19 protein-coding genes are annotated in these 24722 nt (G+C 56.3%); 11 read left to right on the plus strand and 8 right to left on the minus strand.

What is annotated here, in order from left to right; genetic code table 11:
* Nucleotides 1-2 precede the first annotated feature (2 nt).
* From ACOOGA_RS08515 to ACOOGA_RS08535, 5 genes are all read left to right on the plus strand, one after another.
* Nucleotides 3-1199 (plus strand): serine hydrolase domain-containing protein, encoded by a 1197-nt coding sequence (locus tag ACOOGA_RS08515; protein WP_420430509.1) that lies wholly within the window; start codon nt 3-5, stop codon nt 1197-1199.
* A gap of 9 nt (nt 1200-1208) precedes the next feature.
* Nucleotides 1209-2717: an N-acyl-D-amino-acid deacylase family protein gene (locus ACOOGA_RS08520; RefSeq protein ID WP_420430511.1), complete on the plus strand. Its 1509-nt coding sequence runs from the start codon at nt 1209-1211 to the stop codon at nt 2715-2717.
* A gap of 88 nt (nt 2718-2805) precedes the next feature.
* Nucleotides 2806-3348 carry a dihydrofolate reductase family protein gene (locus ACOOGA_RS08525; protein ID WP_420430513.1) on the plus strand — a complete coding sequence of 181 codons (543 nt, stop codon included), beginning with the start codon at nt 2806-2808 and terminating at the stop codon, nt 3346-3348.
* A 180-nt stretch (nt 3349-3528) separates the two neighbouring features.
* Nucleotides 3529-4899 carry a serine hydrolase domain-containing protein gene (locus ACOOGA_RS08530; protein ID WP_420430515.1) on the plus strand — a complete coding sequence of 457 codons (1371 nt, stop codon included), beginning with the start codon at nt 3529-3531 and terminating at the stop codon, nt 4897-4899.
* 177 nt (nt 4900-5076) lie between these two features.
* Entirely contained in the window at nt 5077-5892 is an 816-nt protein-coding gene (locus ACOOGA_RS08535; RefSeq protein ID WP_417462777.1) for a MurR/RpiR family transcriptional regulator, read from the plus strand.
* Here ACOOGA_RS08535 and lysA read toward each other — a convergent pair.
* Complete coding sequence (lysA, locus tag ACOOGA_RS08540) at nt 5889-7133, minus strand: diaminopimelate decarboxylase (RefSeq protein ID WP_420430653.1); 1245 nt, start codon at nt 7131-7133, stop codon at nt 5889-5891. The two genes, ACOOGA_RS08535 and lysA, sit on opposite strands and share 4 nt — an antisense overlap.
* A gap of 205 nt (nt 7134-7338) precedes the next feature.
* Between lysA and ACOOGA_RS08545 the strand changes: the two genes are divergently transcribed.
* Nucleotides 7339-8739, plus strand: a complete 1401-nt coding sequence (locus ACOOGA_RS08545; protein ID WP_420430517.1) for a Na+/H+ antiporter NhaC family protein — start codon at nt 7339-7341, stop codon at nt 8737-8739.
* A 29-nt stretch (nt 8740-8768) separates the two neighbouring features.
* Complete coding sequence (locus ACOOGA_RS08550; protein ID WP_420430519.1) at nt 8769-10325, plus strand: serine hydrolase; 1557 nt, start codon at nt 8769-8771, stop codon at nt 10323-10325.
* Nucleotides 10326-10410: 85 nt separating this feature from the next.
* On the opposite strand, the gene ACOOGA_RS08555 is transcribed toward ACOOGA_RS08550, so the two are convergent.
* The 3 genes from ACOOGA_RS08555 to ACOOGA_RS08565 are packed head-to-tail and all read right to left on the minus strand — an operon-like array spanning nt 10411 to nt 14144.
* Nucleotides 10411-11508 carry a dipeptide epimerase gene (locus ACOOGA_RS08555; protein ID WP_417462773.1) on the minus strand — a complete coding sequence of 366 codons (1098 nt, stop codon included), beginning with the start codon at nt 11506-11508 and terminating at the stop codon, nt 10411-10413.
* A 21-nt stretch (nt 11509-11529) separates the two neighbouring features.
* A complete protein-coding gene (locus tag ACOOGA_RS08560; protein ID WP_417462772.1) occupies nt 11530-12957 on the minus strand; it encodes an SH3 domain-containing protein in 1428 nt (475 codons plus the stop codon).
* Nucleotides 12958-12983: 26 nt separating this feature from the next.
* Nucleotides 12984-14144, minus strand: coding sequence for a DUF819 domain-containing protein (locus ACOOGA_RS08565; RefSeq protein WP_417462771.1), 1161 nt, complete (start codon nt 14142-14144; stop codon nt 12984-12986).
* A 354-nt stretch (nt 14145-14498) separates the two neighbouring features.
* On the opposite strand from ACOOGA_RS08565, the gene ACOOGA_RS08570 reads away from it, so the two are divergent.
* Entirely contained in the window at nt 14499-17444 is a 2946-nt protein-coding gene (locus tag ACOOGA_RS08570; RefSeq protein ID WP_420430521.1) for a TonB-dependent receptor, read from the plus strand.
* Nucleotides 17445-17508: 64 nt separating this feature from the next.
* On the opposite strand, the gene ACOOGA_RS08575 is transcribed toward ACOOGA_RS08570, so the two are convergent.
* On the minus strand, nt 17509-17955 hold the full coding sequence (locus ACOOGA_RS08575; protein ID WP_417462769.1) for an NIPSNAP family protein: 447 nt from the start codon (nt 17953-17955) through the stop codon (nt 17509-17511).
* Nucleotides 17956-18167: 212 nt separating this feature from the next.
* On the opposite strand from ACOOGA_RS08575, the gene ACOOGA_RS08580 reads away from it, so the two are divergent.
* The gene (locus ACOOGA_RS08580; RefSeq protein WP_417462768.1) at nt 18168-19037 is read left to right on the plus strand and encodes a LytR/AlgR family response regulator transcription factor; all 870 of its coding nucleotides are present in this window, start codon (nt 18168-18170) and stop codon (nt 19035-19037) included.
* Between the two features lie 132 nt (nt 19038-19169).
* Nucleotides 19170-19922 carry a hypothetical protein gene (locus ACOOGA_RS08585; protein WP_420430523.1) on the plus strand — a complete coding sequence of 251 codons (753 nt, stop codon included), beginning with the start codon at nt 19170-19172 and terminating at the stop codon, nt 19920-19922.
* A 3-nt stretch (nt 19923-19925) separates the two neighbouring features.
* On the opposite strand, the gene ACOOGA_RS08590 is transcribed toward ACOOGA_RS08585, so the two are convergent.
* The 3 genes from ACOOGA_RS08590 to ACOOGA_RS08600 all read right to left on the minus strand — a co-directional run bounded on the left by ACOOGA_RS08590 (nt 19926) and on the right by ACOOGA_RS08600 (nt 23145).
* A complete protein-coding gene (locus ACOOGA_RS08590) occupies nt 19926-20915 on the minus strand; it encodes an Hsp33 family molecular chaperone HslO (protein ID WP_420430525.1) in 990 nt (329 codons plus the stop codon).
* A 27-nt stretch (nt 20916-20942) separates the two neighbouring features.
* Complete coding sequence (gene argF / locus ACOOGA_RS08595) at nt 20943-21884, minus strand: ornithine carbamoyltransferase (protein ID WP_417462765.1); 942 nt, start codon at nt 21882-21884, stop codon at nt 20943-20945.
* Nucleotides 21885-21954: 70 nt separating this feature from the next.
* Nucleotides 21955-23145, minus strand: coding sequence for an aspartate aminotransferase family protein (locus ACOOGA_RS08600; protein WP_417462764.1), 1191 nt, complete (start codon nt 23143-23145; stop codon nt 21955-21957).
* Between the two features lie 213 nt (nt 23146-23358).
* Between ACOOGA_RS08600 and ACOOGA_RS08605 the strand changes: the two genes are divergently transcribed.
* Nucleotides 23359-24705 carry a mechanosensitive ion channel domain-containing protein gene (locus tag ACOOGA_RS08605; RefSeq protein WP_417462763.1) on the plus strand — a complete coding sequence of 449 codons (1347 nt, stop codon included), beginning with the start codon at nt 23359-23361 and terminating at the stop codon, nt 24703-24705.
* Nucleotides 24706-24722 lie beyond the last annotated feature (17 nt).

A 24722-nucleotide genomic window follows, 5' to 3' on the forward strand; every position in this document is an offset into this window, starting at 1 on the left:
ACATGCTAAACATTTTTAAACACAAAGCTTTTTCGCTCATCGCATGTTTATGTCTCACATCAACTGGTGTGGCGGCGGATGCGATTGATGATCGCTGGCAAGCCTTCGAACGCCGCTTTGACAGCATGATGGCAGATGCGGGCACCATCGGTGCCACCGTCGGTTTCCTCAGGGACGGCAAAATCATCGCCCGGCATAACTATGGCATGGCGGACGATGCAACAGGGCGGCAGATTGACGAGGGCACCATCTTCCACTGGGCGTCGATCACCAAAACGCTGACGGCCACCGCCGTGATGCAGCTGCGTGACCGCGGGCGGTTGAGCCTTGATGACCCGATCATAAAATATCTGCCGGAAGTGGGAGCGGTGCATAACCCTTATGGTGGCATGGAGGACATCACCCTCCGTCATTTGATCACGCATTCCTCCGGCTTTCGCTCCCCCACATTCCCGTGGGGTGGCGGAGAAGACTGGCACCCGTTTGAGCCCAAAGCCTGGTCACAGGTTGCGGCCATGATGCCATACACCCGGCTGCATTTCCCGCCTGGCAGCGCGTATAGCTATTCCAACCCCGGCATTTCCATGCTCGGGCGGGTGGTTGAGATCATCAGCGGTGACAGTATCGAGGAATATCTTACCAAAAATATCCTGATGCCGCTGGGCATGAGCAAAAGCTATTTTGACACCACGCCTTATCACCTGCTGGCCGACCGTTCGAACAGCTACTGGGTTGAAGGCGGTGAAGTGTCGGCCTTCGGGCCTGATTTCGACACCGGCGCCACCGTGGGCAACGGTGGCCTGAACGCCCCGGTAGGTAACATGGTGAAATGGCTGAATGTGTGGCTGGGGCTGGACGACAGCACACCCGCCATCCTGCGCCGGGAAAGTTTTGATGAGATGTGGCAGGCCCTTCGCCGTACCGACGATACGTCCGTTGAGGAATATATGGGCATGGTGTTTTTCACTATTCAAAACACACCGGAAGGCGCGGCTGCGCCCACACGCTATATTGGCCACACCGGGGACCAAGCCGGTTTTACCGCCTTCGTCTATATCGACCCCAAGACAGGCACCGCCGCCATCTATAATAATAACACTGCGGGCGACCATGCCTTTGGGCTGAGGGAACGTGTTCGCGCAGATATGTTCGAACACATTTTCCCCGCAGCCCAAAACACCACGACCGAAGAAAAATAGGACCACACCATGCGCCTGCTCGCCTGCCTTATGCTCTTTTCATCCGCCGCCTTCGCGGACGCTGACCTCATCATCCGGAACGCCATGATTGTGGACGGCACAGGGGCGGATGCCTACCCCGGCCATATAGTGGTGGAAGACGGCGTGATCAGCGAAGTGCTGGCACCAAATGCGACCACAACCGCCAAACGCGTGATAGACGCCAAAGGCCGCGTTGTCGCTCCGGGCTTTATCGACCTTCACAGCCACGGCAATCCGCTCAAACATTCATTTGAAAACTTCCTCGCCCAAGGGGTCACAACCGTCACCCTTGGCATGGACGGCAGCAGCGAGAGCCTGACAGGCAGCGGGCTTGACGCATGGCGCACAAAAGCGACCAAAAACGGGCTGGAGCTGAATGTTATCCCCATGTCGGGCCACGGCACGGTACGCCACAAGGCTGGCATTGATGACGGCACCCGAGCGCTCTCTGCCCCGCAAATCAAAGCCCTGCAACAAACCTTGAAGGATGATCTGGCGGCTGGTTCATTTGGCCTGTCGCTCGGGCTTGAATATGTGCCCGGTGTGTATGCGGAAGAGGCTGAGATGAAAGCACTGGGCGCAGTGATTGAGGCTGAGAACGCCATCATCATGAGCCATATGCGCAGCGAAGATAATGCGGATGTGGAAGACGCGATCGACGAGCTTGTCAGCATGGCACCCAAGGGCCGGGTGCATATCTCCCACCTCAAGGTGGTTTACGGCAAAGGCACCGCGCGGGCGGATGAGCTGCTGGCGTTTATGGAAGGCAAACGCGTGAGCGGCGCGAGGCTGAGCGCAGACGTTTACCCCTATGCCGCCAGCTTTACCGGCGTGGGTATCCTCTTCCCCGAATGGGCCTTGCCACCAACCGATTATAACGCCCTGCGCCAAACCCGCGATGACGAGCTGAAGGCCTACCTGAAAGCACGAATTGAAAAACGCGGCGGGCCGGAAGCGCTATTGTTTGGCACAGCACCCCATGCCGGCAAAACCATGGCTGAAGCCGCGCGGGACGCGGGCAAAGATCCGGTTGATTTCATGGCAGACCTTGGCCCCACCGGCGGCAGCGCGGCGCATTTTGTGATGGACCGCACACTGGTGGACAGGCTGGTTGCAGCACCCGGGATGGCGCTTTCAACCGACGGCAGCCCCACCATGCGCCACCCGCGCGGGTACGGCACCTATGCCCGGCTGATTGAATATTATGTGCAGGATAAAAGCCTCATGAGCCTTGAAGCCGCTGTTCATAAGGCCACCGGGCTCCCGGCTGAGATCATGCAGCTTTCTGACCGCGGCATCATCAGCCCCGGCATGGCGGCAGACCTCATTATCTTTGAGCCTGCAAACGTGCGAGAGAGGACCAATTTCACCACCCCGCACAAACTCGCCACCGGGTTTGACATGGTGCTGGTGGGCGGCAAAACAGCGTTTGAAGTCGGCGGTCCCACGAAGGCCCGCTCAGGGCAGGTACTAGAGAGACGGCCTTCGCCTCTCTGATCAAAATAGCCTGTATCGCGTCTTCCCCTCTTCTGACACACGTGCCAGATAAGAGCACTGCACTGGCACACTGGAGGAGAAGCATAATATGACGACCGGCCATGTTTATATCGCCACCAGCCTTGATGGCTTTGTCGCGCGAGAAGACCACACGCTTGATTGGTTGATGAAACAGAAAACCGAGGGCGAGGACTTTGGTTATGATGAATTCATCGACAGTGTAGACGGGCTGGTAATGGGGCGCGGTTCCTATGAAACCGTATTAACTTTTGAAAACTGGATCTACACAAAACCTGTGCTCGTCATGAGCGCCACTTTGGGGCCTGACGACATTCCCGTTGAGTTGAAAGACAAAGTTGAGATCACGAACGAGACCGACCCGGCAAAGGTGATGAACTACCTGGATGAAAAGGGTTGGAAACGGGCCTATGTTGACGGGGGGCGTTTGGTGCAATCATTCATGCGGGCGGGCCTTGTCGACGATATCACGCTTACGCTGATCCCGATCCTCATTGGAAAAGGCATTCGTCTTTTTGGCGAAATAGAGGGTGACGTTGACCTGAAACTTCTCAGTTCACAAAGCTATGGCTCCGGATTGGTGATGAACCGGTACGAGGTGACTAAAACCTGAAAAACTGCTGTGCCAAAAGCCGCGAATAGGCCTTGACTCTAATGGAATAATATATTCAATTTGGGGTACGGGCCTGCGCCCGATTTAGAATAATGTATTCGAAATCCACAGAACCCTAATGCACAGGTCCGTATCATGCACGTGTCACGACAATTCCTCCCAAGTTTCAGAGCTGCCGTGATGTGTGCCACGCTTGGGTTTCTTGGCCTTACTGGCGTGACGAGAGGGATTGCGGCAAACGACAGCCTTCCCCCCGAGGCCTATGAAGCGCTTGACGCAATTGTCACAGGTAAGGTTCAGGGCTCACCCGAGATCAGTGGGCTGCAGATGGTTGTCATCAGGGACGGCAAGCCGGTTTTCACGCATGCGACCGGGCTTGCGCGCGTTGATACGGGTGAGAACATTCCCCTCACTCTCGATCACAAGATGCGCATTGCGTCCATCTCCAAACTGGTGGCAACCATCGGGCTTATGAAGCTGGTGGAAAAGGGTGAGGTAGCCCTGGATGCGGACGTGTCCGACTATCTGGGTTTCACGCTCAGAAACCCCAATTTCCCCAATGATAAAATCACGCTTCGCATGGTGCTGTCACACAGCTCATCGATCCGTGACGCAAGCTATTATTGGCTGAAGGTCGGTGAGAAGTTTCAAGACTTTTTCCGCCCCGGCGGCGCGCACTATGAAGATGGTGCGCATTTCGCAAGCGGCGAAGGCCAACAGCCCGGCGAATTTTTCACCTATTCCAACCTCAACTTCGGCATCATGGCCGGTGTGATCGAGATGGTGAGCGGCAAGCGTTTCGACCGCTATATGCGCGAGGAAGTGCTGCTCCCGCTTGGCCTTGGTGCCAGCTATAATGTGTGTGATGTGACGACGGTAAACCCGGACGGCATGGCCACCCTGTTCCGCAAACGCGATGATGACGGCAACTGGCACCCGGACGGTGACTGGCAGCCCCAGCTTGATAGCAAACGTTTCTCCTGCACCTACGGCATGGAGCCTGTTGGCCGTGGGGAGCAACCCGGCCCGGTACTGGAAGGCTACGTGCCCGGCGAAAACCCCACAGCTTTCTCGCCTCAGGGCGGTTTGCGGGCATCTGCCAAGGACCTCACAAAAATCGCGCGTCTCCTGCTGGGTGGCGGCGAGGTTGACGGTGTACGGCTTCTGCGCCCCGAGAGCGTGAAGGCCATGGCCACGCCCTTCTGGCGCTATGACGCGGGCACAGAGAACGCCAACACCACGGGCGAAGACGCGAACCCTGACGGGCCATCCAAGGGCCTGATGCAGGCTTATGGGCTTTCCACCCATATTGTGCATCTGCCCGAATGGAACCTGGAGGAAGACCGTACGCTCACGGGTCACCTCGGTGACGCCTACGGCCTTATGGGTCAGTTCTGGATCGATTTTGAAAATGGTGATGCGCTCATTGCGCTGATTACCGGCACGGCGGATGACCCGGCACCGGGCAGCGGCGTAACGCCAATGTACCGGGCCGAGGATGAAGTGCTCAGGTGGTGGCTGCACTGGTTCCCGGCAAGCAGCAAGAATTAAACCACATCACCGTAATGCTTGAGTTCAGGCGGCTTTCGGCCTAAACGAAATGAAGGAGAGGGAGTTTGGCACAGATGCGAGCGCGGAGACGCGCCACCGGCAACAGTGCAAACGCAAACGGGGTGAAGAAGTTCTATGAACGATTGTTTGGCAAATATTCGGCGGGCAGTTAACGGAATGTCTGCGAACGAACGGAAACTTGCCGAATTTATCCTGAACAACGCCTCGCTTCTCAGGGATTATTCGTCGCAGCAACTCGCCGAAGCGGTTGGCGTGAGCCAATCAAGCGTGGTGAAGTTCAGCCAGAAGCTGGGCTACCGCGGTTATCCCGCCCTCAAACTTGCGGTTAGTGAAGAGCTGGCGCGAGGCAGCGCACAGGTTGATCTCAACCAGATGCAAAAGCCCGCTGGCGACCACGAGGCTGGCACCGTGTTTGAGGAACTTGCGCAAACCAAAGCCGACGTTGTGCGCGGCATCGCGGAGCTGAACGGCGAAGAAGCGCTGCTGGACGTGGTGCGCACCATCGAGAAAGCCAACCGTATCCAGTTTGTCGCCGCAGGCGGCTATTCGCTGGTGGTGAAGGATTTTGCGCTCAAGCTGATGATCATGGGCAAATCTGTCGTCGCGGAAAGTGACCCCTTTGTACAGAAAGCCAATCTCGCCTCCATGCGGCGCGGGGATGTATTGTTCGCGCTTTCTGTCTCAGGCCAGAACAGCCACGTGAACGAGCTGGCAGAAGCCGCAAAAGAAGCAGGTGTCACCATCGTCTCGCTCACAAAATATGACGTGAACCCGCTGAGCCTGATGTCAGACTATAGCCTGTTCACCTTTGATGAGCGCTCCGGCCCGGCCGCCGCTTCAAGCGCGCCACACATCATCGCGCGCGTGGCGCTGCAGCACCTCATTGATGCGCTTTACCTTGTGCTTTCAAGCCGCAACACCCACGGGCGTGAGCTTGTGACCCTGAGCCAACAGGCTGTTGAAGATATCTAACCGGCTTTTTTGACCGCCTCGCCGTTTTGCCACGGGGTATCAGCGGCAATCAGTTCGTCATAACTGCCGCGCGGGCGGATCACGCCGAAATTCGCGCCGTCGATCATCACCTCAGGCACCAGCAGGCGAGTGTTGTAGGTGGATGCCATCACCGCGCCATAAGCGCCGGTGTGGGTGAAAGCGATATGCTCGCCCGCACGCAACTCAGGTATTGTGCGCCCAACCGCGAAGGTATCACCGGTTTCACACACCGGGCCAACCACATCATACGCCGCATCTGGCCGGGCGTCAGCCTTCAGGGGTTTGATGCCGTGGTAGGCATCATACATGGCGGGGCGGATCAGGTCGTTCATCGCTGCGTCAACAATCAGGAAATCCCGGCTTTCGCCAGACTTCACATAAATCACCTCGGATAGCAACGCGCCGCATGGCCCCACAAGCGACCGGCCGGGCTCCAGCATCAGCCGTGCGCCAAACTGGCCAAGGTATTTGTAGGCGAGTGCCGCAAGCGCCGAGACATCAGGCGCCGCGCCGCCGTCATAAGGGATGCCGAGCCCACCACCGATATCAATGGTGTCAAGCGTGATGCCGTCGGATTTGAGCGCGGTGACCATCTCTTTGAGCCTTGCGTAAGCTGCATCATAAGGCTCAAGCGACATAAGCTGGGAGCCGATATGCATGGCAATGCCCTGGATGCGAATACCGGGCAAACCCGCAGCTTCAGCATAAACCTCGCGCACCCGTTTCCACGGGATGCCAAACTTGTTTTCCGCCTTGCCGGTGGCAATTTTGGCGTGGGTTTTGGCGTCCACGTCCGGGTTGACGCGAAGTGCGATGTTTGCGGTAAGCCCGAGGGACGTTGCGACCTTGCTGAGCGCGAAAAGCTCTGGCTCTGATTCCACATTAAACTGGAAAATACCGGCCTTGAGCGCAAAGGCCATCTCCGCCGGGCGTTTTGCCACACCGGAATAAACAATTTTTGACGTGGGAATATGGGCCTTGAGGGCACGCCTGAGCTCCCCTTCCGAAACCACATCGGCTCCGGCGCCAAGGTCAGCCAACGTGCCAATCACCGCCTGGTTGGTATTGGCCTTGACCGCATAACAGACCATGACCCCCGGAAAGCACGAGAAAGCCGCTTTATAAGCGTCAAACGCCGCCGCAATTGCAGCCTTTGAATAACAATACACCGGGGTGCCAATGGCCTGCGCAATGGTGGTAAGGGAAACCCCTTCCATCATCAGTGCGCCGTTTTCATACCTGAGTGCCACGATCAAAAATTCCCTTTGGAATAGAATGTTGATTTATTCATGAATATATTATTCGTTATGGAATAATTGACTTGAAGACAACAGAAATCTTCGGCAAGGTCCCATATTAGGGTTAATCAGGTGTGCCAAGTGGGTGGCGCGCTCGATCTCTTTTATCTTTCCGGGAGGACATTTCATGGGCTGGGTATCCCTTTTGCCGCCGATCATTGCGATCGCCGTGGTGCTGTGGCGAAAGGAAGTGCTGCTGGCGCTTATTCTGGCGATTTTCGCCTCTGAAGTGCTGCTGCAATTTGGTCCCGGTTCGACGTCTTCCCTCAGCGCCGCTATCCCCATGGGTGGCCTTGCCATGATCGACCGCATTGTTGCCGTATTCGCGGACCCGGACAACGCACGGCTGCTAACCTTCGCGCTCATGATCGGCGCACTGCTCGCTTTCATGTACCGCTCGGGCGGTGTTGCGGCGGTGATCGATATCATCGTCGGCAAGGGTTTTGTCAAAACCAAACGGCAGGCCAGCCTCACCCCCGCCATCATCGGTATGGTGGTGTTTGTGGAATCGAACCTGAGCGTGCTGACCGCAGGCCTTGTCTCGCGCGGGCTGTTTGACCGCTACGGCCTGAGCCGCGCCAAGCTCGCCTATTTTGTCGACAGTACGTCCGCACCCGTGTGCATTCTGCTTCTGCTCAACGGTTGGGGAGCCTTTGTGCTGGCGCTTCTCAGCGCTTACGAGTTTGAGGTAACGGCGGCGGAAGTGTTGTGGGGCTCAGTGATCTTCAACTTCTACGCCATCGTGACGCTCATCATCGTTTTCTATTCCGCCACAACGCAGCGCTTTTATGGGCCGCTTGCCGTTGCTGAAAACAAGGCTGACAGCGAGATTGAGCAGTCTGAAGTGCAGGAAGAAGTGTTTGAAGCCACACGCGCGCGCTTCATGGTGCTGCCGCTTCTGACCATGATTTTTGGCATGGCGGGTTTCATGCTCTGGACCGGGGGCGGTGATATCACCTCCGGCAGCGGGCCAAAATCCATCCTTTATGCCACGGCCCTTGCCTGCCTTGTTGGCTATCTTCTGCTGATTTCAGACAAGAATTTCAGCCACAAACATATTGTTGAGATTGGCATCAAGGGCATGAACGAGCTGTTCCCCATTGTGCTGCTGCTGCTGCTGTCCATCGCCCTTGGCGCAAGCCTCAAGATGCTTGGCACCGGGTCGTTTATCGCCGGTATCGTCTCCGGCAACCTGCACCCCATATTTGTGGCGCCACTGCTGTTTCTCGCAGGCGGCTTGATCTCGTTTTTTACCGGTACATCATGGGGCACGTTTGCAATTCTGATCCCCCTGGCCATGCCGCTTGTGGGCGCGTTTGACCTGCCACCCGCCTTTTTGCTGGCCGCTGTGCTGGGCGGCGGCGTGTTTGGTGACCACTGCTCGCCCATATCCGATACCACGCTGGTATCGTCGCTGGCGGCGGGCTGTGACCTCCTTGATCACGTGCGCACACAGCTACCGTATGCGCTTACAGCGGGCGGCATCACCATCGTGCTTTACCTGCTCACCGGCGCCTTTTTCCTCTAAACACTGCCTCTAACACCGAAAGTCAGACCATGTCCGTTTTCCGTTCCGCCGCTTTTTCCGCCGCAATGCTCCTGCTGGCCGCGCCGCTGCATGCCGATGCGCCTACACCCACCGAGATCCGCAATGTAGTTGAAGACGCGCTCGAGACCTTCAACACCCCCGGCATGGCGGTAGGGATTGTGAAAGACGGTGAGATTGTGCATCTCTCAGGCTTTGGTGTCCGGGATATCTACAGCAAAGAGAAGGTGGACGGCGACACCCTTTTCCGCATCGCGTCCACCACCAAGGCTTTCACGGCCTCAGCCCTTGCGATCCTTGTTGATGAGGGCAAGTTAAGTTGGGACGACAAGGTGATCGACCACCTGCCTGATTTCCGTATGTTCGACCCTTGGGTGACCCGCGAGTTTACGGTGCGCGACCTTCTGGTACATAACAGCGGGCTCGGCTCCGGCGCGGGCGACCTGATGCTGTGGCCGGAACCCTCTGGTTTCAACCGTGAAGAGATTATCAAAAACCTGCGCCACCTGAAGCCGGTGACCAGCTTCCGCAGCGCCTATGCCTACGATAATCTCCTGTATATCGTGGCGGGCGAAGTGGTGAAGAGCGTGAGCGGCGTGGGTTGGGAAGACTTTGTGCAAAATCGCATCCTCGGCCCCCTGGGCATGGGCTGTTATTCGGGCGACGTGCCGGATAGTGCGCTTGCGAATGTCGCCACCCCCCACGGCATGATGGACGGTAAGCTTGTCACCATCCCCCGGAACGCGATTGGCGGCAAAGCCACCGTCTCGGCCGCCGCTGGCGGCATGGTCTGTAACGCGCGCGGTATGAGCACCTGGATGCTCACCCAGCTGCGCGGCGGTGAGGGGCCAAACGGTGTGCGTATCTTCTCTGAGGATCGGCGCGATGAGATGTGGGCGTCCTACACCATCCTGCCCGTCTCCAAATCCATGCGGGAGAAGGACGACACGCATTTCCGTACCTACGGCCTCGCCTGGCGCAAGGCAGATGTGCACGGGCATGAGGTGATCTCCCACACCGGCACGCTTTCGGGCATGCAAGCCTACCTGACACTGGTGCCGGAGCTGGACCTTGGCCTTATCGTGCTCAATAACGGCTCAAACTACGGCGCCCGCACGGCTGTCACCAATACCATCATCAAAGCCTATATGGACCAGCCTGAGCATGACTGGGTGAAAGACTATCGCGACGCCCAGTTGGCCTACCGCGCCCGCGTGGCGGAAGAGGAAAACGTGGCAAGCCAAGGCTCGGGCCAGATGTTCCTCAGCCTTGATGCTTATATGGGCACGTACCGCGACGCATGGCTTGGTGAAGCGACGGTAATGAGAGACGGCGACGGCCTGCGCTTCTCATCCAAAAAGTCGGTACAACTTACCGGCATGCTGGAGCCCTATGAGCAAAACACCTTCATCGTGCGCTGGGACAACCGCATGATGGGCGCGGACGCCTATGTGCGATTCGAGACCGACTTCGGTGGCAAAGCCATCGGCATCACCATGCGGCCCGTGTCACCTGACACAGATTTCAGCTTCGACTTTCAGGACCTTGATTTCAAACGCCTGGACTAGACCGTAAACTCAAATAAAAAAACCCCGGCGCACCATATGCGGCCGGGGTTTTTTATTGTCTGTTCATGCAGTCCTGGCTGATGCCCTAGTCGTCGATCATCGTGAGGTTTTCGATCGACTTGATGCCCAGACCAGGATCTTCTGACAGGGTAATCTCTGAGCTGTCAAACGTGGCCCCGCCGTCAACCGGGTTGAACTGGCAAAGCGAAGGCCCATCAAGGTCAGCCTTGGTAATCACATTTGGCTTGGCTACTGCCAAATGGGCTGCAGCTGTCACGCTGATGCTGCTTTCCAGCATACAGCCGATCATGCATTCCACACCATAGATAGACGCGATATCCGCGATCTTGATGGCGTTTGAAATACCGCCGGTTTTCATCAGCTTGATGTTGATGATGTCCGCTGCCTGCATCTGGATAAGCTCGATTACCTCACGGGGGCCGAAGGTGCTTTCATCGGCCATCACCGGCGTGCGCACACGCTCGGTGATATATTTCATGCCCTTGAGGTCTTCACCCTTCACGGGCTGCTCGATAAGCTCCAGCTCAATGCCCGCTTCTTCAAGTTCATGTAGCGCCGCCACCGTTTGGCGCGGCGACCAGCCCTGGTTGGCGTCAAGGCGCAGAAGCGCGCGGTCTTTCACCGCCGCATAAATCGCCTTCACCCGCTTGATATCAACACCGATGTCCTTGCCGACCTTGATCTTGAGCGTCTCATACCCCGCGTCACAGGCGCGGATGCTGTCGGCCACCATCTTGTCGATATAGTCGACACTGATGGTCAGGTCGGTCGAGAGGCGCGGCTGCCCGCCGCCGAGAATTTTATAAAGCGGTGCGTCATAATATTGCGCGAACAGGTCATAAACCGCGATCTCCACCGCCGCCTTGGCGGAGAAGTTGTTCACAAGCGCCCCTTGGATGATTTGGGTGATCTCGTTCAGCGACGTGATCTCCATACCTATCAGGCGCGGCATGATGAAAGTGCGGATGGCATCAAGGATCGAGCCATGCGTATCGCCGGTGATCACCGCCGTCGCGGGTGCTTCGCCATAACCTTTATGGCCGGTGTCCGTCTCGATGATGAGCACAATGTCTTCGATATGATCAACGGTGCGCAGCGCGGTCTTGAACGCTGTCACCAGCGGCACGCGCAACATGCCAAGTTTATAGCCGGTAATTTTCATGGAACACTTCTACCTGTTGGATCATTTGATCGATTTGACATTATACACCGCATCAACATAGGTGCGGGTTTTCGAAGATTGTAGCGTCAGCAGCGGCGTGATGGAAACACCGTTGAGCGTGCCATCATAGATGCTGCCGTCATCCGCGAGATACCCGAGGCCCGTAACATCATGGATCACGAACGGCTTGTCGCCGTCGTGCCCCAAAATCATCATCACATGGCCGGGGATATACACAAGGTCACCCACAAGCGAGGTGCGCAACAGCGCTTCTTTTTCAGCCCGCGGTGTTTCCTTCTCAAAGCGGCTGTTGGAGCCGATCACGCTTTTGCCCTGGTCGCCTGAGTTACGCGGCATCAAGATGCCCATGCTGCGGTATACTTCAGAGACAAAACCCGTGCAGTCCCGGCCATTATAACTGTGGCCCCAGCCGTAACGTTCACCCAGAAACTTGAAAGCCTGCCGAATGATGTTGGCACGTGTGAACGGCAGGTATCCCACCCGTACATCTTCCGCGCGGGATATCAGCGCGTGGCGGAACGCCAGGCTGCCGTCATCAAGACGAACAGGCAGTTTGACCATATGATGCACATAGGGGTTCTGGCCATAGAGGTTGGTTGCAAACTCTTCCGGCCGGTCCAGCGGCACCGCCACGCCCATATCCAGCTGCAATTCAGACACAGTCTTGACCACCGGGTTATAAACGGTGTGCACCTTGGCCCCCGTCATCACCAGCACATCGGCCGCGTCCTTATAGGCAAACAGCTCCTCACGGTCGCCAGTGGCGATATCCTTTCGCTGCACCCAGGCAATATAATTATAGGTCTGCACCAGCGCCCAGTTGCCGTCTGCACTTTCATGCAGCACTGCCATTATATCTGTGGGGAAAAGGGTCGATTCCTGAAAACGGTCAATATCCGTGTTGCTCGCACCTTCGCTGAAAAGCCTGTCCATGGTTGGATAGGTACGAAGCGGTGTGCGGCGGACCGCAAGTGCGAAGCGGACCGGCACTTCATCTGGGATAGCATCCAGATTGAGGCTGGCTTCATAGGCGTCAAAATCAGCCTCGCGCACCGGGTTGCCGTTCATATAAACACGTGGGTAAGACGGCACATTGCTGATGGACCGAAGGCGCGTGCGCACCTCATCACCCGGAAGCGTATCGGGCACGCTCTTGAGGTCAAACATCGTCGGGTCACCGTCGATGCTGGAAGCGTTCATGGCCTTGATCTCATCAGTGGTGAGGATCACATCACCCGCCCCGCTCGGCAGCGTGTCAACCCAATAGTCTGCGCTCAGGTGCTTTTCCTCGACCTCAATAACGTCTGAGACAAACGCATCATCAAGCCCGTTGGGCGGCGTGACCGTGTTTTGTTTCTCTTCCTCGCTTCCGCAGGCGGCCAAGCCAAGCGCGAGCAACAACAGTAGTTTTGAACCCGGATTTTTCATCACATTCCTCATAAGGGTACAGCCTCTCAAGAGAGCAGGGACAATATTTTACCGACCAGCAACCCACCGCCGGTGCCAATGATATACCCAAGCATGGCCATCAGCACCCCGATAGGGATCAGCATTTGTGAATAAGCAGCCGCAAGGATAGGCGCAGACGCCACCCCGCCAATATTGGCAAGTGAGGCGATACCGCAGGAAAACAGATCAAGTTTGAATACCTTTGCCGCCGCCACCATGCAGAGGCCGTGAATGATCAGGATCATCAGGCCTGCAAACACATAAAGCGGTGCCTGCGTGAGGCCTGCGAAGTCTGCACGCGATGCGATGAGCGCGATAATGGCATAGAGCATGACATTCGCGAGCTCATTGGAACCGGCCATGCGCCCCATCGGTGTCATCGCCGCACTCACGCCCAAAATGGTGGCAATCAACACCGCCCATGTGGTGCCGGTGAAAAAGCTGGTGGCAGGCATCAGCCCAGCCAGGTTTTGCGATAGCGCGGATGCAGCCAGGCCCGCGCCCAGCAGGAATACAAGCGCTGTGAAGTCGATCCTCTTATCCGCGTCTTCTCCCAGATCCAGTTTTTCACCAACCCGGTCGATGATGCCGGTGTCGCTTTTGGTCCAGCGGTTGAAAAGCTTGGCGTGCGGTACAAGAGCGAGCAGGAGGATAACCCAGATGGCGTAATCAATCGAATCCATCAGAAGCGTATAGCCCATCGAGCTGTCAGGCACATTCAAGGCACCCTGAATGGCCACCATGTTGCCGGTGCCGCCCATCCAACTGCCGGAAAGAGCCGCAAATGCCTTCCAGGCGTCCGCTGGTAACCATGTATTCAGCACAGTATAAGTAATAACAAAACCAACACCGATACTGATGGCCGCGGCGGCAAAAGCCAGCAACATGCGCGGACCAAGGGCCGCGATCTTGCGCAGGTCACCCTTCAAAAGCATCAGGAAAATCATCGCAGGCAGGATGTTACCCTTCACCGTGCCGTAGGTCGCGTTCACGCTGGCGCTTTGTTGCCACAGCCCGAAGGTGCTGAGCATCATCACAATGATATAAAGCGCCACAACGCCGGGCAGATAGTTGAAAATTCGGTGGTTTGTTCCTGTCTCAAGCAAGCGAATAGCGCCCCCGATCAGAAGCAAAACCGCCAGATACGTGAAACCGTCTGTAATCACCGCCCTATTCTCCCCTGACCAACGAATTTATTCCTTTGGGTATACCCATAGATATAAGTTGTCTGTCATTAAGGCCTTTTTCCGGTCCAAAAGCCTCATAAAACCACAACGGAATTATTTATTCCATCTTCCCAAACCGGTTCTACCAGATAGAAATGGAGCAGGGAAGCTTATTTTTTCGGCAATTTTGTGTCGCTTGGAATAAAAATTCTTTACAGAAGGAATAATTCATCGCATAAATTATTCGTCAAGTATTCTTGCGACGAGGCGGAGGGGCTTCGTTGCACCAACAGAAAGCTTATGGGTGAGGAAATGAACGCACGGAACTTGCGAAAATTATCATTGATACTGGGGATGGGGGTCAGTTGTGCCGCTCTCTCCGTCAATTCAGCCTTCGCAGCCAACAGCGACGGCTCAATCCGGGGTATGGTGACAAGCGAAAGCAACACCGCCCTCTCCGGTGCTACAATTACGGTTACAAACACGGAAAACGGATTCCGCCGGGCTGTCACTGCTGGCAGCGATGGTCAGTTCCGTTTCGCCCGCCTGCCGGTGGGCACTTATAATGTAACGGTGTCCAAAGACGGTTATGAACGCACGCTGGTGGAAGACGTTCGCGTTTCCATTGGTGGTTCAACCGATCTGGACGTTGCGCTGTCAGCTGGCGACATGGCGATGGAAGAGATTATCGTCTCTGCCTCATCGCTTAGCGGCATCAACATGACATCAACCGAATCGGCGCTTAACATCAGCGCGGCGATGCTTGAAGACCTGCCGATCGGCCGCTCAGCCGACGCGGTCGCCCTTCTGGCACCCGGCGTTGTACAGGGTCCTGCTTTTGGTGGCATCTCCTTCGGTGGTGCATCGGTTGGTGAAAACTCCATCTTCGTGAACGGCCTGAACGTGAGCGACGTTGAAACCGGGGTTGGTTTCTCTGACGTTCCTTTCTCCATGTTCAAGGAATTCCAGGTTAAGACCGGCGGTTATTCCGTTGAATTTGGTCGCACGACTGGTGGTGTTGTGAACGCCGTGCTGAAATCAGGCACCAACGAGTTCCATGGCGGCGCCGAGGTTTTCTATGAGCCTCAGTTCCTGCGTGGCAACGCAAATGACTTCTATAACCGCGACGGTGACAAAACCATCTACCGCTCGGACGATGAAACCAACAATTTCAGCGCCAACCTGCACCTGAGCGGGCCAATCATCAAAGACAAGGTCTTCTTCTATGCCTTGTTCCAGCCGCGTATCAACGACGGTTCGTTCTACAACACAACAGGGTCGTCGCTCAGCCAGTTTGACGACAACTCCTCCTTCTGGGGCGGTAAGGTTGACTGGTTCATCACCGATAACCACAGCATTGAGGCTTTCGTCTTCTCTGATGAGAACACGGAAGTGACAGACCGCTTCCAGGGCGGCACTTACGCTGAAACCGCAACAAGCGAGCGCGGCGGTATCAACTGGGCGGCAACATACACCGGTCAGATCACCGATAATTTCACGGTGAAGGCCCTTTATGGCCGTAACAAGCGGAACTCCAACGACTACACAAACATCTCAACCGAGTGTAACCGGGTGTATGATGATCGTGACGGCGTGGACGAGCATATCGGCTGTACAACACAGACCCGGAACGACAACCGCATCAACTCACGCGACGCCATGCGGCTTGATATGGAATGGCAGCTTGACCGCCATTTGCTCCGTTTCGGCTTTGACCACGAGAAGCGTACAACCTTCATGGAACGGGCGTCTGTAGGTCCAGAGCAGGCCAACTTCACCATCTATGACACCCAGCCGGGTGACAGCGTGAACGACACCACCGTGCCGGACGGTGTGAGCGCCTATGTGCTGGCGCGCCAGGAAATTCGTGGTGGTACGTTTGATGCCAACACATCAGCGGCTTATCTTGAAGACATCTGGTCCGTAACCGACGATCTGACAGCAACGCTTGGCGTACGCTGGGACCGGTTTGACAGCAAGGACGCTGAAGGCAATTCCTTCATTAAAGTCTCCAACATGTTCTCGCCTCGCTTCGGCCTCGCGTGGGATGTGAAGGGCGACGGCAACATGAAGCTTTATGCCAACGCAGGTCGCTACTATTTCCCAATCGCCAACGGCCTGGCCGCGCGTGAGGGTGGTGGCACGATCGATACACGTACCTACTACGCCCTTCAGGGTTTGGTAGAGAATGAAACCAGCGCGGGCCTGACCAACATCACGCCTCAGCTGGGTGCTCAAATCGGTCAGGTGGTTCAGTTCGGTAGCGGTGAAGGCCGTGACGACAAAAACTTCGTCGTCGACCAGGATCTTGATGCATCATACCAGGACGAGTTCATCCTCGGCTTCGAGATGGCCGTCAATGACGACTGGGATTTCGGCGTGCGCGGTATCTACCGTGAATTCCACGACGCGATCGAAGACATGCGCATTGATGTAGACGTGGCCGGTTGTGGCAACATCTCCAAGTGGGTGTTTGGTAACGTTGGTAAAGAACTGACCATCGACCACGACTGTGACACCGGCGGTGTTCAAACCGTGACAGTTGATCTCGGTGAAGCGCAAAGCTTCGGTTACGACCTTGACGGTGACGGCAACCCGGACCCAATTGGCTCTGATCGTCCGATCCGCAAATATAGTGCACTTGAGTTTGTCGCCAATCGCCACTGGGATGACACCTGGATGGCTCGCTTCTCCTACACCCTGTCAAAAAGCACAGGTAACTATGAGGGCGGCGTCAACTCGGATACCGGCAACGATATCCCGGGCTGGACCGAATCTGGCGATGATGTGATGTTCATCAACTCCAACTATGGCGTGTTGGCAAACGACCACCGGCACCAGTTCAAGATGTATGGCGCTTATGCCATCACACCTGAGCTGACAGCGGGTGCGAATATGTCCATTCTTTCCGGTGCACCCATCAACGCCCGGGCCTATGGTAACCCGTTCAATACCCAAACCCGTAAGGAAGGCAACTATCTCTGCGTTGATAACTGCCTTGACCCGGGCGATGGCATCTGGACGAGCCAGGACCGTGTGTTTGAGTATATCGAGCGCGGCCAATATGGCACCACGCCTTGGCAGGTTCGCCTTGACCTGAGCCTTGACTACACAACTCAGATCAACGGGTTCGATTTTTATGCCGGTCTAGATGTCTTCAACGTGCTGAACACCCAGAAGGCGTTCCGCTTGTATGAGATCATCACGGACAGCTTTGATGGCCCGAACGAGGACTTCCTCGCGGTCCGTACAGCGGCTCAGCCGCGCTCGGTCCGCCTTAATGTCGGTTTCAAGTTCTGATCCGACCACTCCTGTGTTTCGAGTTTTGGGCGCCCTGCGGGGCGCCCTTTTTTTAAAGCTTTAGCTAGTTGTCAAGCCGCAGGTCATCGGGGGAATAGTCGGTCATACGCAACGTGCGATCTTCAATGCCGCCTACAAACTTGCCGTGTACGGCGCCCGTGCGCTTCTTGATATCTTTCCACTCCTGATTGGCCATAAAGCCGGCCCAGGCTTCTTTCATCGCCGCTTCACTGGGCCACTTGAGCAGATAGACAAACTCTGTTTTCTCAGCCGTTTTGGCTTCCCACATCGCTACGATATTAAAGCCGTATTCTTTCATGATCCTGTCCGCATGGTCGCGAAAACGGTCATGAAACGCCTGTTTGTTATTCTCGAAAATCTGGTAGATGCGCAACTGGTGCACCGGGCCTTCAGATGTTGCCTCGTTAGCCTGCACCATGGGTGCGCTGAGGCCGATGGTGGCAGAGATCAACAGGGCGATTGATAGTCGTTTGAGGGGAAGGTTGAACATATTTTCCTCCGTTAACATTTGGTGGCATTCAATATGTAATGGGCGTGCGCCGACCCTTGCGTTTTATGATCTCTTTTTGGAGGGGTGTTGCGGCAGCCCGTGGCTTCGATGCGACAGGATACCGAACAGCGTGCTTTTTGGCAAAAACCCGCACGATGGCCCGAACGAGAAGAGGCTTTATCTTCACACCAAGCTATGGTTAGGCTACCTACATGATTAAGCCGATAAGCGAAAAACTGATGACCCTGCAACCGGGGCTCAAGATGGCCAGCCCATCGGGGTTTGCCCGTGCCTATGGGCTGTCTGCCGTCATCTGGTTTTTGCTCGCACTTTTGTTTGCGGCTGAGGGTTATATCCTCAGTCGATACCGTGGTGGCGGGCAACCATGGTGGCCGTCTTTTGGTTATTCACTGGCAATATTCTCCATCTGGGCGCTGATCAGCCCGTTGCTGCTCAGGCTTATAGGCCTTATTGAGAAACAGGGCCTGAAGCCCATAAGCCGTGCCAGCCTTTATACGCTTGGTCTCGCCATTATCAACCCGCTGCATGTGATGCTTTTTGTGCTGGTTTACTGGCCGTTTTATAACGACGGCGGGCGCATCGCCACCCGGCTGGAAATGGGCGAACGCATGATTGTACAGAACCTGCATACAAACCTGATTTTCTATGCCGTGCTGGTGCTGATCGGGGTGGGCATGCACGCACTAAAAGTTCGTGAGCTAAGCAAACCAGATCGGCAAGCTGAGCCCACAACCCTGAGCCTTCGTACCAAGGGTAGTGTGCGCCTTCTCGCGCACTCTGATATCAACTGGATCGCGGCCGCAGGCAATTACGCCGAGGTGCACACAACAAACGGCGCCTTCCTCGCGGACGATAGCCTCAGCGCTCTTCAGGCACAGCTGCCTGCGAGCAGCTTCGCGCGCATTCACCGGGGCCACCTTGTGCGCACCGCAGCGATCAGTGAAGTGAAGAGCCTTGGGCGGGGCGACGCCCGTGTCATGCTCAAGGGCGGTACCGAGTTACGCCTCAGCCGCCGCTACAGGGAAGCGCTCACGTCTCTTCTTGGCAAGGACAGCCGATAGGCAACCCCGCCCGCTGGTCACGCCACCGGTCCCGCTCGTCATTTCTGACTGGCGGCGCATGCACTCACCGCATTAGCTGCTCGCGACCAAGCCCCCGGGGCACTACAGCGAGGACCCACAATGGCAAGACTTATGAAGAGACAATCCAACTGGTTAAACGCGGGCTTTGCAGCCCTGAGCATATTGACGTCGCTCCCCCTTATGGCAGAGCCGGATACCGGCAACGACGGTATTTATATCCTTGGTGCCCTGCACGGCCTGCACGAAAGCGAAGACAGCTTTACCTATGACGATCTGCGGGCCATCATCACGCGGCTCAACCCGGATATCATGGTGCTTGAGGTGCGGCCTGATGAACTTGCCGAATTTAAAGACACGCGCGGCAGGCCAGAGTATCCCGAAGTCATCTGGCCAATGCTCAGAGCCGGTGGCCGGGCGGCTGTGGCGATGGAGCCGGGCGGGGAAGACTTTGACCGCATGACAGGGCGGGCCGCAGCCGCGTTTAAGGCCCTGAATCAAGAGAACCCCGCCGGGGCTGCATTCCTCAGGCGTTACCGCAAAGCATTTGAAACGGCGCTGGTCTCGCATTGGGAAAGCCCGGCACAAAGCCATGATCAGGCCACCGCAGACCTTGTGGAAGGCTACAAACGTGTTCAGTTCAGCTTTTTTGACCACACCCAATCAGAAAACCAGGCCGAGTGGGACGGCTACATGGCCGATATCGCGCTTGAGACAGCGCGGGCCAACCCGCAAAAGCGCATTCTGGTGCTCGGGAGCTATAGAAACCGTCATGTGCTTGAAGCGATAGTGCAGGCTGGCGTGCCAGACCGCGTGAGGGACATGAAAGCCTGGCTGGAACAGGATAACACAGCGCCCAGCCAGTAAAGCCTATTGGTTGCGGGCTTCTTCCGGCGTGAAATCAAAGGTCTTGTTACAGAACTGACAGTTCACGCCGATCTTGCCGTCTTCCAGCATATGGTCGATATCGTCCTCGCTGAACTGCGCCAGCACCGCCAGCAGGCGCTCACGGTCACAGCGGCAGCCCTTCATCAGGTGCGCGGCTTCAAACACGCGCACGCCGTCTTCATGATATAGCCGGTACAAAAGCTGGTCGAGATCAAGCGCAGGGTCGAGAAGCTCGATCGGCTTCACACTGCTCATCAGGATGGAAGCACGTTCCCATTGCTCTTTGGTTTCACGGTCCAAAATCCGTTCCCGGCCCGTCTCGCCGCGCGCCAGATGCTGCACCATAATGCCGCCCGCGCGCCAGTTGCCGGTCACTGCGTCACGCTCACAGGTGAGGCGTAGCTCGGTCGGGGTTTGCTCGCTATTCATGAAATAGTTGCGTGCCACTTCGGCGAGGTTTTCGCCTTTGAGGTCAACAATGCCCTGGTAGCGGTCCATATCCTCGCCCTGATCAATCGTCAGCGCGAGGTAGCCGTTTTTAGTGCCAATAAGGCCGTTGAAGCTTGGGTTTTTGCCATAAGTCGCCAGTTTGGCCTCATCGATTTGTGCATAACCACGCAACCGCCCAATGCCATCGTCGCGCACTTCATAATCCACCACGACCATCGGTATGGCACCGCCGGATTTCGCCTGCAGTGTCACAATGCCCTTGAATTTGAGCATGGAGCCAAGAAGCCCCGCAAGTATAAGCATCTCGCCCAGTATACGCGCCACAGGATCAGGGTAATTGTGAGCAGAGAGTATCTGGTCCGCCACCGTGCCGAGGCGTACAGCACGACCGCGCACGTCCATGCCTTCAATGGCAAAAGGGCGCACTTCATTATCACGGCTGCCTTCCGGGTCCGGGATCACGATGGGTCGCTGGATCGCTTCAATTTTTGGTGCTTTAACCATGGCTATGCTTACACTCACTCACAAAATGGCAGGTTGCGGCGGGTTTTAAAGCTTTCCGGCGCACCACGCAAGGATAGCTTTTTGCGCGTGAAGGCGGTTTTCCGCCTCGTCCCACACCACAGACTGTGGGCCATCGATCACCGCATTGGTGACCTCTTCGCCCCGGTGAGCAGGCAAACAGTGAAGGAAAAGCGCGTCATCTGCCGCTTTGGCCATCAGGTCGCGGTTCACCTGGAAGGGCTCAAGCGCCCGCACGCGGCTGCCGGTGCGGTCATCACCCATGGAAACCCAAGTGTCGGTGATCACAGCGTCTGCGTCCCACACTGCTTCCTCGGCATCTGTTACCACGCGCACATCACCGCCTTCTGCCTCAGCCCACGACAGCACATCGTCATAGGGTGCAAAAGCTTCAGGGCACCCAAGCACAAGGGAAAAGTCGAACTTCACTGCCGCCTCGATCAGCGAGGTAGCAACATTGTTGCCGTCGCCAAGCCAGGCAACCTTCTTGCCTTTGATCGGGCCACGGTGTTCCTCAATTGTCATGATATCCGCCATCAGCTGGCATGGGTGCGAACGGTCTGTGAGCGCATTGATCACAGGAACGTCTCCCTCCTCCGCCAGCTCAACCACCGCTTCGTGCGTGTTGGCACGTATCATGATGATATCCACATAACGGCTCATCACCTTCGCGGTATCGGCAATGGTCTCACCACGGCCAAGCTGCATGGAGCCGCTGTGCAAAAACAGCGGTTTTGCCCCAAGCTGATGCGCGGCGGTTTCAAAGCTGATGCGAGTACGGGTGGACGATTTTTCAAAAATCATCGCCAGTGTATAACCCGCGAGCGGCGCACCAACGTCCACCGTGCCTTTTGGCATGCCACGTCGCGCTTCTTTCCACTCTTTCGCTACTTCAAGGATGTGCCGAAGCGTTGCTGCCGGAACATCCTTCAAATCGAGAAAGTGGTTGTTGTTTTTCGCGAGTGTCATGGTGTCAGATCCCTGTAAACTTCAAAATTAACAAAGGCCCGACACTCGCCGGGCCTTCCCATGCCAGCGCCTACGCTGGCACACCCTTGTCGCGCCAGTCATTCATGGCGCTATCGAGAAGCTCCATCGCTTCATCGATATGGTCCTCATTAATAATCAGTGGCGGCAGCATGCGCAGCACCATGTCACCGGCCACAGCCGGGCACATGCCGCGCTCAATCATGTCAACAACTGCGCCACGGGTTGGCACGTCCGGCATGCGGATGCCTGCCATAAGGCCAACGCCGCGCACTTCCTTGATGAAATCACCGTGGCGTTGCTGCAAGGCACCAAGGCGCGCCTGCAACAGGTCCCCCATTTCTGCCACGCGCGGCAGGAACTCAGGCTTGAGCATCTCATCAAGTACCGCGTTACCAACAGCCATACCCAGCGGGTTACCACCATAGGTGCTGCCGTGCGTGCCCACGGTCATGCCGCTTGCTGCTTCTTCTGTCGCGAGGCAGGCACCCAGCGGGAAGCCACCGCCGATACCTTTGGCTGCGGTTACGATATCAGGTTTCACGCCTGACCATTCGTGCGCGAACAGCTTGCCCGTGCGACCCATGCCGCACTGAATTTCGTCCAGAACCATCAGGAGGCCATTTTCGTCACAAAGATCACGAAGCGCCTGCATTTGCGCGTCAGACAGCGGCCGAATGCCGCCTTCTCCCTGTACGGGCTCAATCATGATGCCACCCGTCTCGGGGCCAATGGCTGCTTTCACCGCTTCAATGTCGCCAAACGGCACGACATCGAAACCATCAGGAATTGGCTCGAACCCTTTGGTGAGCTTTTCCTGGCCCGCCGCCGCGATACCCGCAAGCGTGCGGCCATGGAAGGCATTTGCCATAGTAATCAGGCGATATTTGCCCTTGTTGCCTTTGTCATAATGATATTTGCGCACCATCTTGATCGCGCATTCGATCGCCTCTGCGCCTGAGTTGGTGAAAAACACCGTGTCTGCGAAGGACGCACCACACAACCGTTCGGCCAGACGTGCGCCGTGCGGGATTTCATAGGTGTTGGCGGTGTGCCACAGCTTGGCAGCCTGATCCTGCAGCGCCTTCACAAGCGTCGGGTGACTATGGCCCAGGCACATCACACCGATGCCTGAATAGAAATCGAGATACTTCTTGCCGTTGGTATCATAGAGGTACATGCCCTCGCCGCGCTCAAAAGCGACAGGAATCCGGGCGTAAACTGGCATCAGGGGCGTAATCACTTCTCTCTCCTTGGGGACCTTGCTGGCTTTTCTCAAGCTCTAAAAAAGGCATTAGCCGGACCGCATTTCGCGCCCGGCTCAACAGGTCGTGAGGATGCCGCTACGGATGGCTTAAGTCAATGGGGCACAACCCCACTTTTTCGCCCAATTTGCGGGATAAGCTCGGTTTGCGGTACGCTTGTCAGGCAAGCACATCGAAATAAGGAGCCATTGATGAAATTGACCATACGCTGGCCATCCTTTCCCATGCTCTTTCTGCTTGGATTGATGCTCTGTGCGGTACCGACCATCGCCTCTCAAGTGACAAGCGCAGAAACCACACCGGACTCAGAAATTACTGCCCGAATTGAAGCTGTTTTTGAAAACTATGAACGGTTTAATACTGTAACGGTTGAGGCTGATGCGGGCGTGGTGACGTTACGCGGCACCGTTCTTGAAACCGAATGGACCCATGAAGCCGAGGCTCTCACCACAAAAGTCGAAGGGGTGGTCGCTGTACGCAACCTTATAGCCCTCGATACCTCTGTAAGCCGCCGCCTTAAACCGGCTCTTGAACGGCTGGATGACCGTGTCACCGAAACACTTGCGTTTGTGCCACTCATGGCCGTCGGCACCGCGATTTTCTTGGCTATTCTTCTTTTCGGATTTTTTATCACGCGGTTTGACTGGCCTTTCAACAGGCTGGCGCCCAACGCCTTTATCGAAAACCTTTTGCGTCAATTCATACGCATTCTTTTCACCATTATAGCTGTGGTTGTTTCGCTCGACATCATGGGCGCGACCGCTCTTCTGGGTACCATACTTGGGGCGGCGGGCATTGTTGGTCTGGCCATCGGCTTCGCGGTGCAGGACACGATTGAAAATTATATCGCCAGTATCATGCTGTCGCTCAGGCAACCGTTCAGGCCAAATGATCTGGTGCTGATTGATGAATTTGAAGGCAGGGTGATGCGCCTCACCTCCCGTGCCACCATATTGATGACCCAGGAAGGCAACCATGTACGCATCCCTAATGCCAAGGTCTTTAAAGGGGTGATTGTCAATTATACCCGCGCACCGGAACGCCGGTTCGATTTCACGCTTGGCATTAACGCAGACGCAGACATCCAGAAAGCGATCCAGCTGGGGCATCAGGCGCTTGAAACACTCAGTTTTGTGCTACAGGACCCGCCCCCCATGGTGCGCGTGGAGGAAGTGGGCGATTCGAGTATCGTGATCTGGTTTGGTGGTTGGATAGACCAGCGCAAAACCAACTTTTTTGCCGCCCGCGGTGAGGCGATCAGAGTGACAAAAAACGCAATGGAAGCAGGCGGGCTTGAACTACCTGAGCCGATATACCGCCTCAAGCTCGAGAGTACGCTGCCAGGCATCCCGGGCCTCGTCCCCCCCGACACAGCCGAGCCCAGCCAAATAACACCCGCACAGGAGGCAAGTGAGCCACTGTCTACCAGCCAGCTGACTCATGCCACTGAGGAAGACCCGGTAGAGGAACGTGTGGAGGCCGCGCGAAAACAGGACCGTCATGATGACCTGCTGAGCGAAAATGCTGCTCAGGAATAGGCTGCAAACCCACAGGT

Source organism: Kordiimonas sp., from assembly GCF_965216265.1.
Lineage (GTDB): Bacteria > Pseudomonadota > Alphaproteobacteria > Sphingomonadales > Kordiimonadaceae > Kordiimonas.

Excerpts from the sequence above, each read along its gene's own strand:
- ACOOGA_RS08550 (WP_420430519.1), top strand. The coding sequence starts at position 8,769 with ATGTCCGTTTTCCGTTCCGCCGCTTTTTCCGCCGCAATGCTCCTGCTG.
- argF (WP_417462765.1), bottom strand. The coding sequence starts at position 21,884 with ATGACACTCGCGAAAAACAACAACCACTTTCTCGATTTGAAGGATGTT.
- ACOOGA_RS08570 (WP_420430521.1), top strand. The coding sequence starts at position 14,499 with ATGGGGGTCAGTTGTGCCGCTCTCTCCGTCAATTCAGCCTTCGCAGCC.
- ACOOGA_RS08530 (WP_420430515.1), top strand. The coding sequence starts at position 3,529 with ATGTGTGCCACGCTTGGGTTTCTTGGCCTTACTGGCGTGACGAGAGGG.
- ACOOGA_RS08580 (WP_417462768.1), top strand. The coding sequence starts at position 18,168 with ATGATTAAGCCGATAAGCGAAAAACTGATGACCCTGCAACCGGGGCTC.
- ACOOGA_RS08535 (WP_417462777.1), top strand. The coding sequence starts at position 5,077 with ATGTCTGCGAACGAACGGAAACTTGCCGAATTTATCCTGAACAACGCC.
- ACOOGA_RS08545 (WP_420430517.1), top strand. The coding sequence starts at position 7,339 with ATGGGCTGGGTATCCCTTTTGCCGCCGATCATTGCGATCGCCGTGGTG.
- ACOOGA_RS08520 (WP_420430511.1), top strand. The coding sequence starts at position 1,209 with ATGCGCCTGCTCGCCTGCCTTATGCTCTTTTCATCCGCCGCCTTCGCG.
- ACOOGA_RS08560 (WP_417462772.1), bottom strand. The coding sequence starts at position 12,957 with ATGAAAAATCCGGGTTCAAAACTACTGTTGTTGCTCGCGCTTGGCTTG.
- ACOOGA_RS08585 (WP_420430523.1), top strand. The coding sequence starts at position 19,170 with ATGAAGAGACAATCCAACTGGTTAAACGCGGGCTTTGCAGCCCTGAGC.
- ACOOGA_RS08515 (WP_420430509.1), top strand. The coding sequence starts at position 3 with ATGCTAAACATTTTTAAACACAAAGCTTTTTCGCTCATCGCATGTTTA.
- ACOOGA_RS08525 (WP_420430513.1), top strand. The coding sequence starts at position 2,806 with ATGACGACCGGCCATGTTTATATCGCCACCAGCCTTGATGGCTTTGTC.
- ACOOGA_RS08555 (WP_417462773.1), bottom strand. The coding sequence starts at position 11,508 with ATGAAAATTACCGGCTATAAACTTGGCATGTTGCGCGTGCCGCTGGTG.
- ACOOGA_RS08575 (WP_417462769.1), bottom strand. The coding sequence starts at position 17,955 with ATGTTCAACCTTCCCCTCAAACGACTATCAATCGCCCTGTTGATCTCT.
- lysA (WP_420430653.1), bottom strand. The coding sequence starts at position 7,133 with ATGATGGAAGGGGTTTCCCTTACCACCATTGCGCAGGCCATTGGCACC.
- ACOOGA_RS08605 (WP_417462763.1), top strand. The coding sequence starts at position 23,359 with ATGAAATTGACCATACGCTGGCCATCCTTTCCCATGCTCTTTCTGCTT.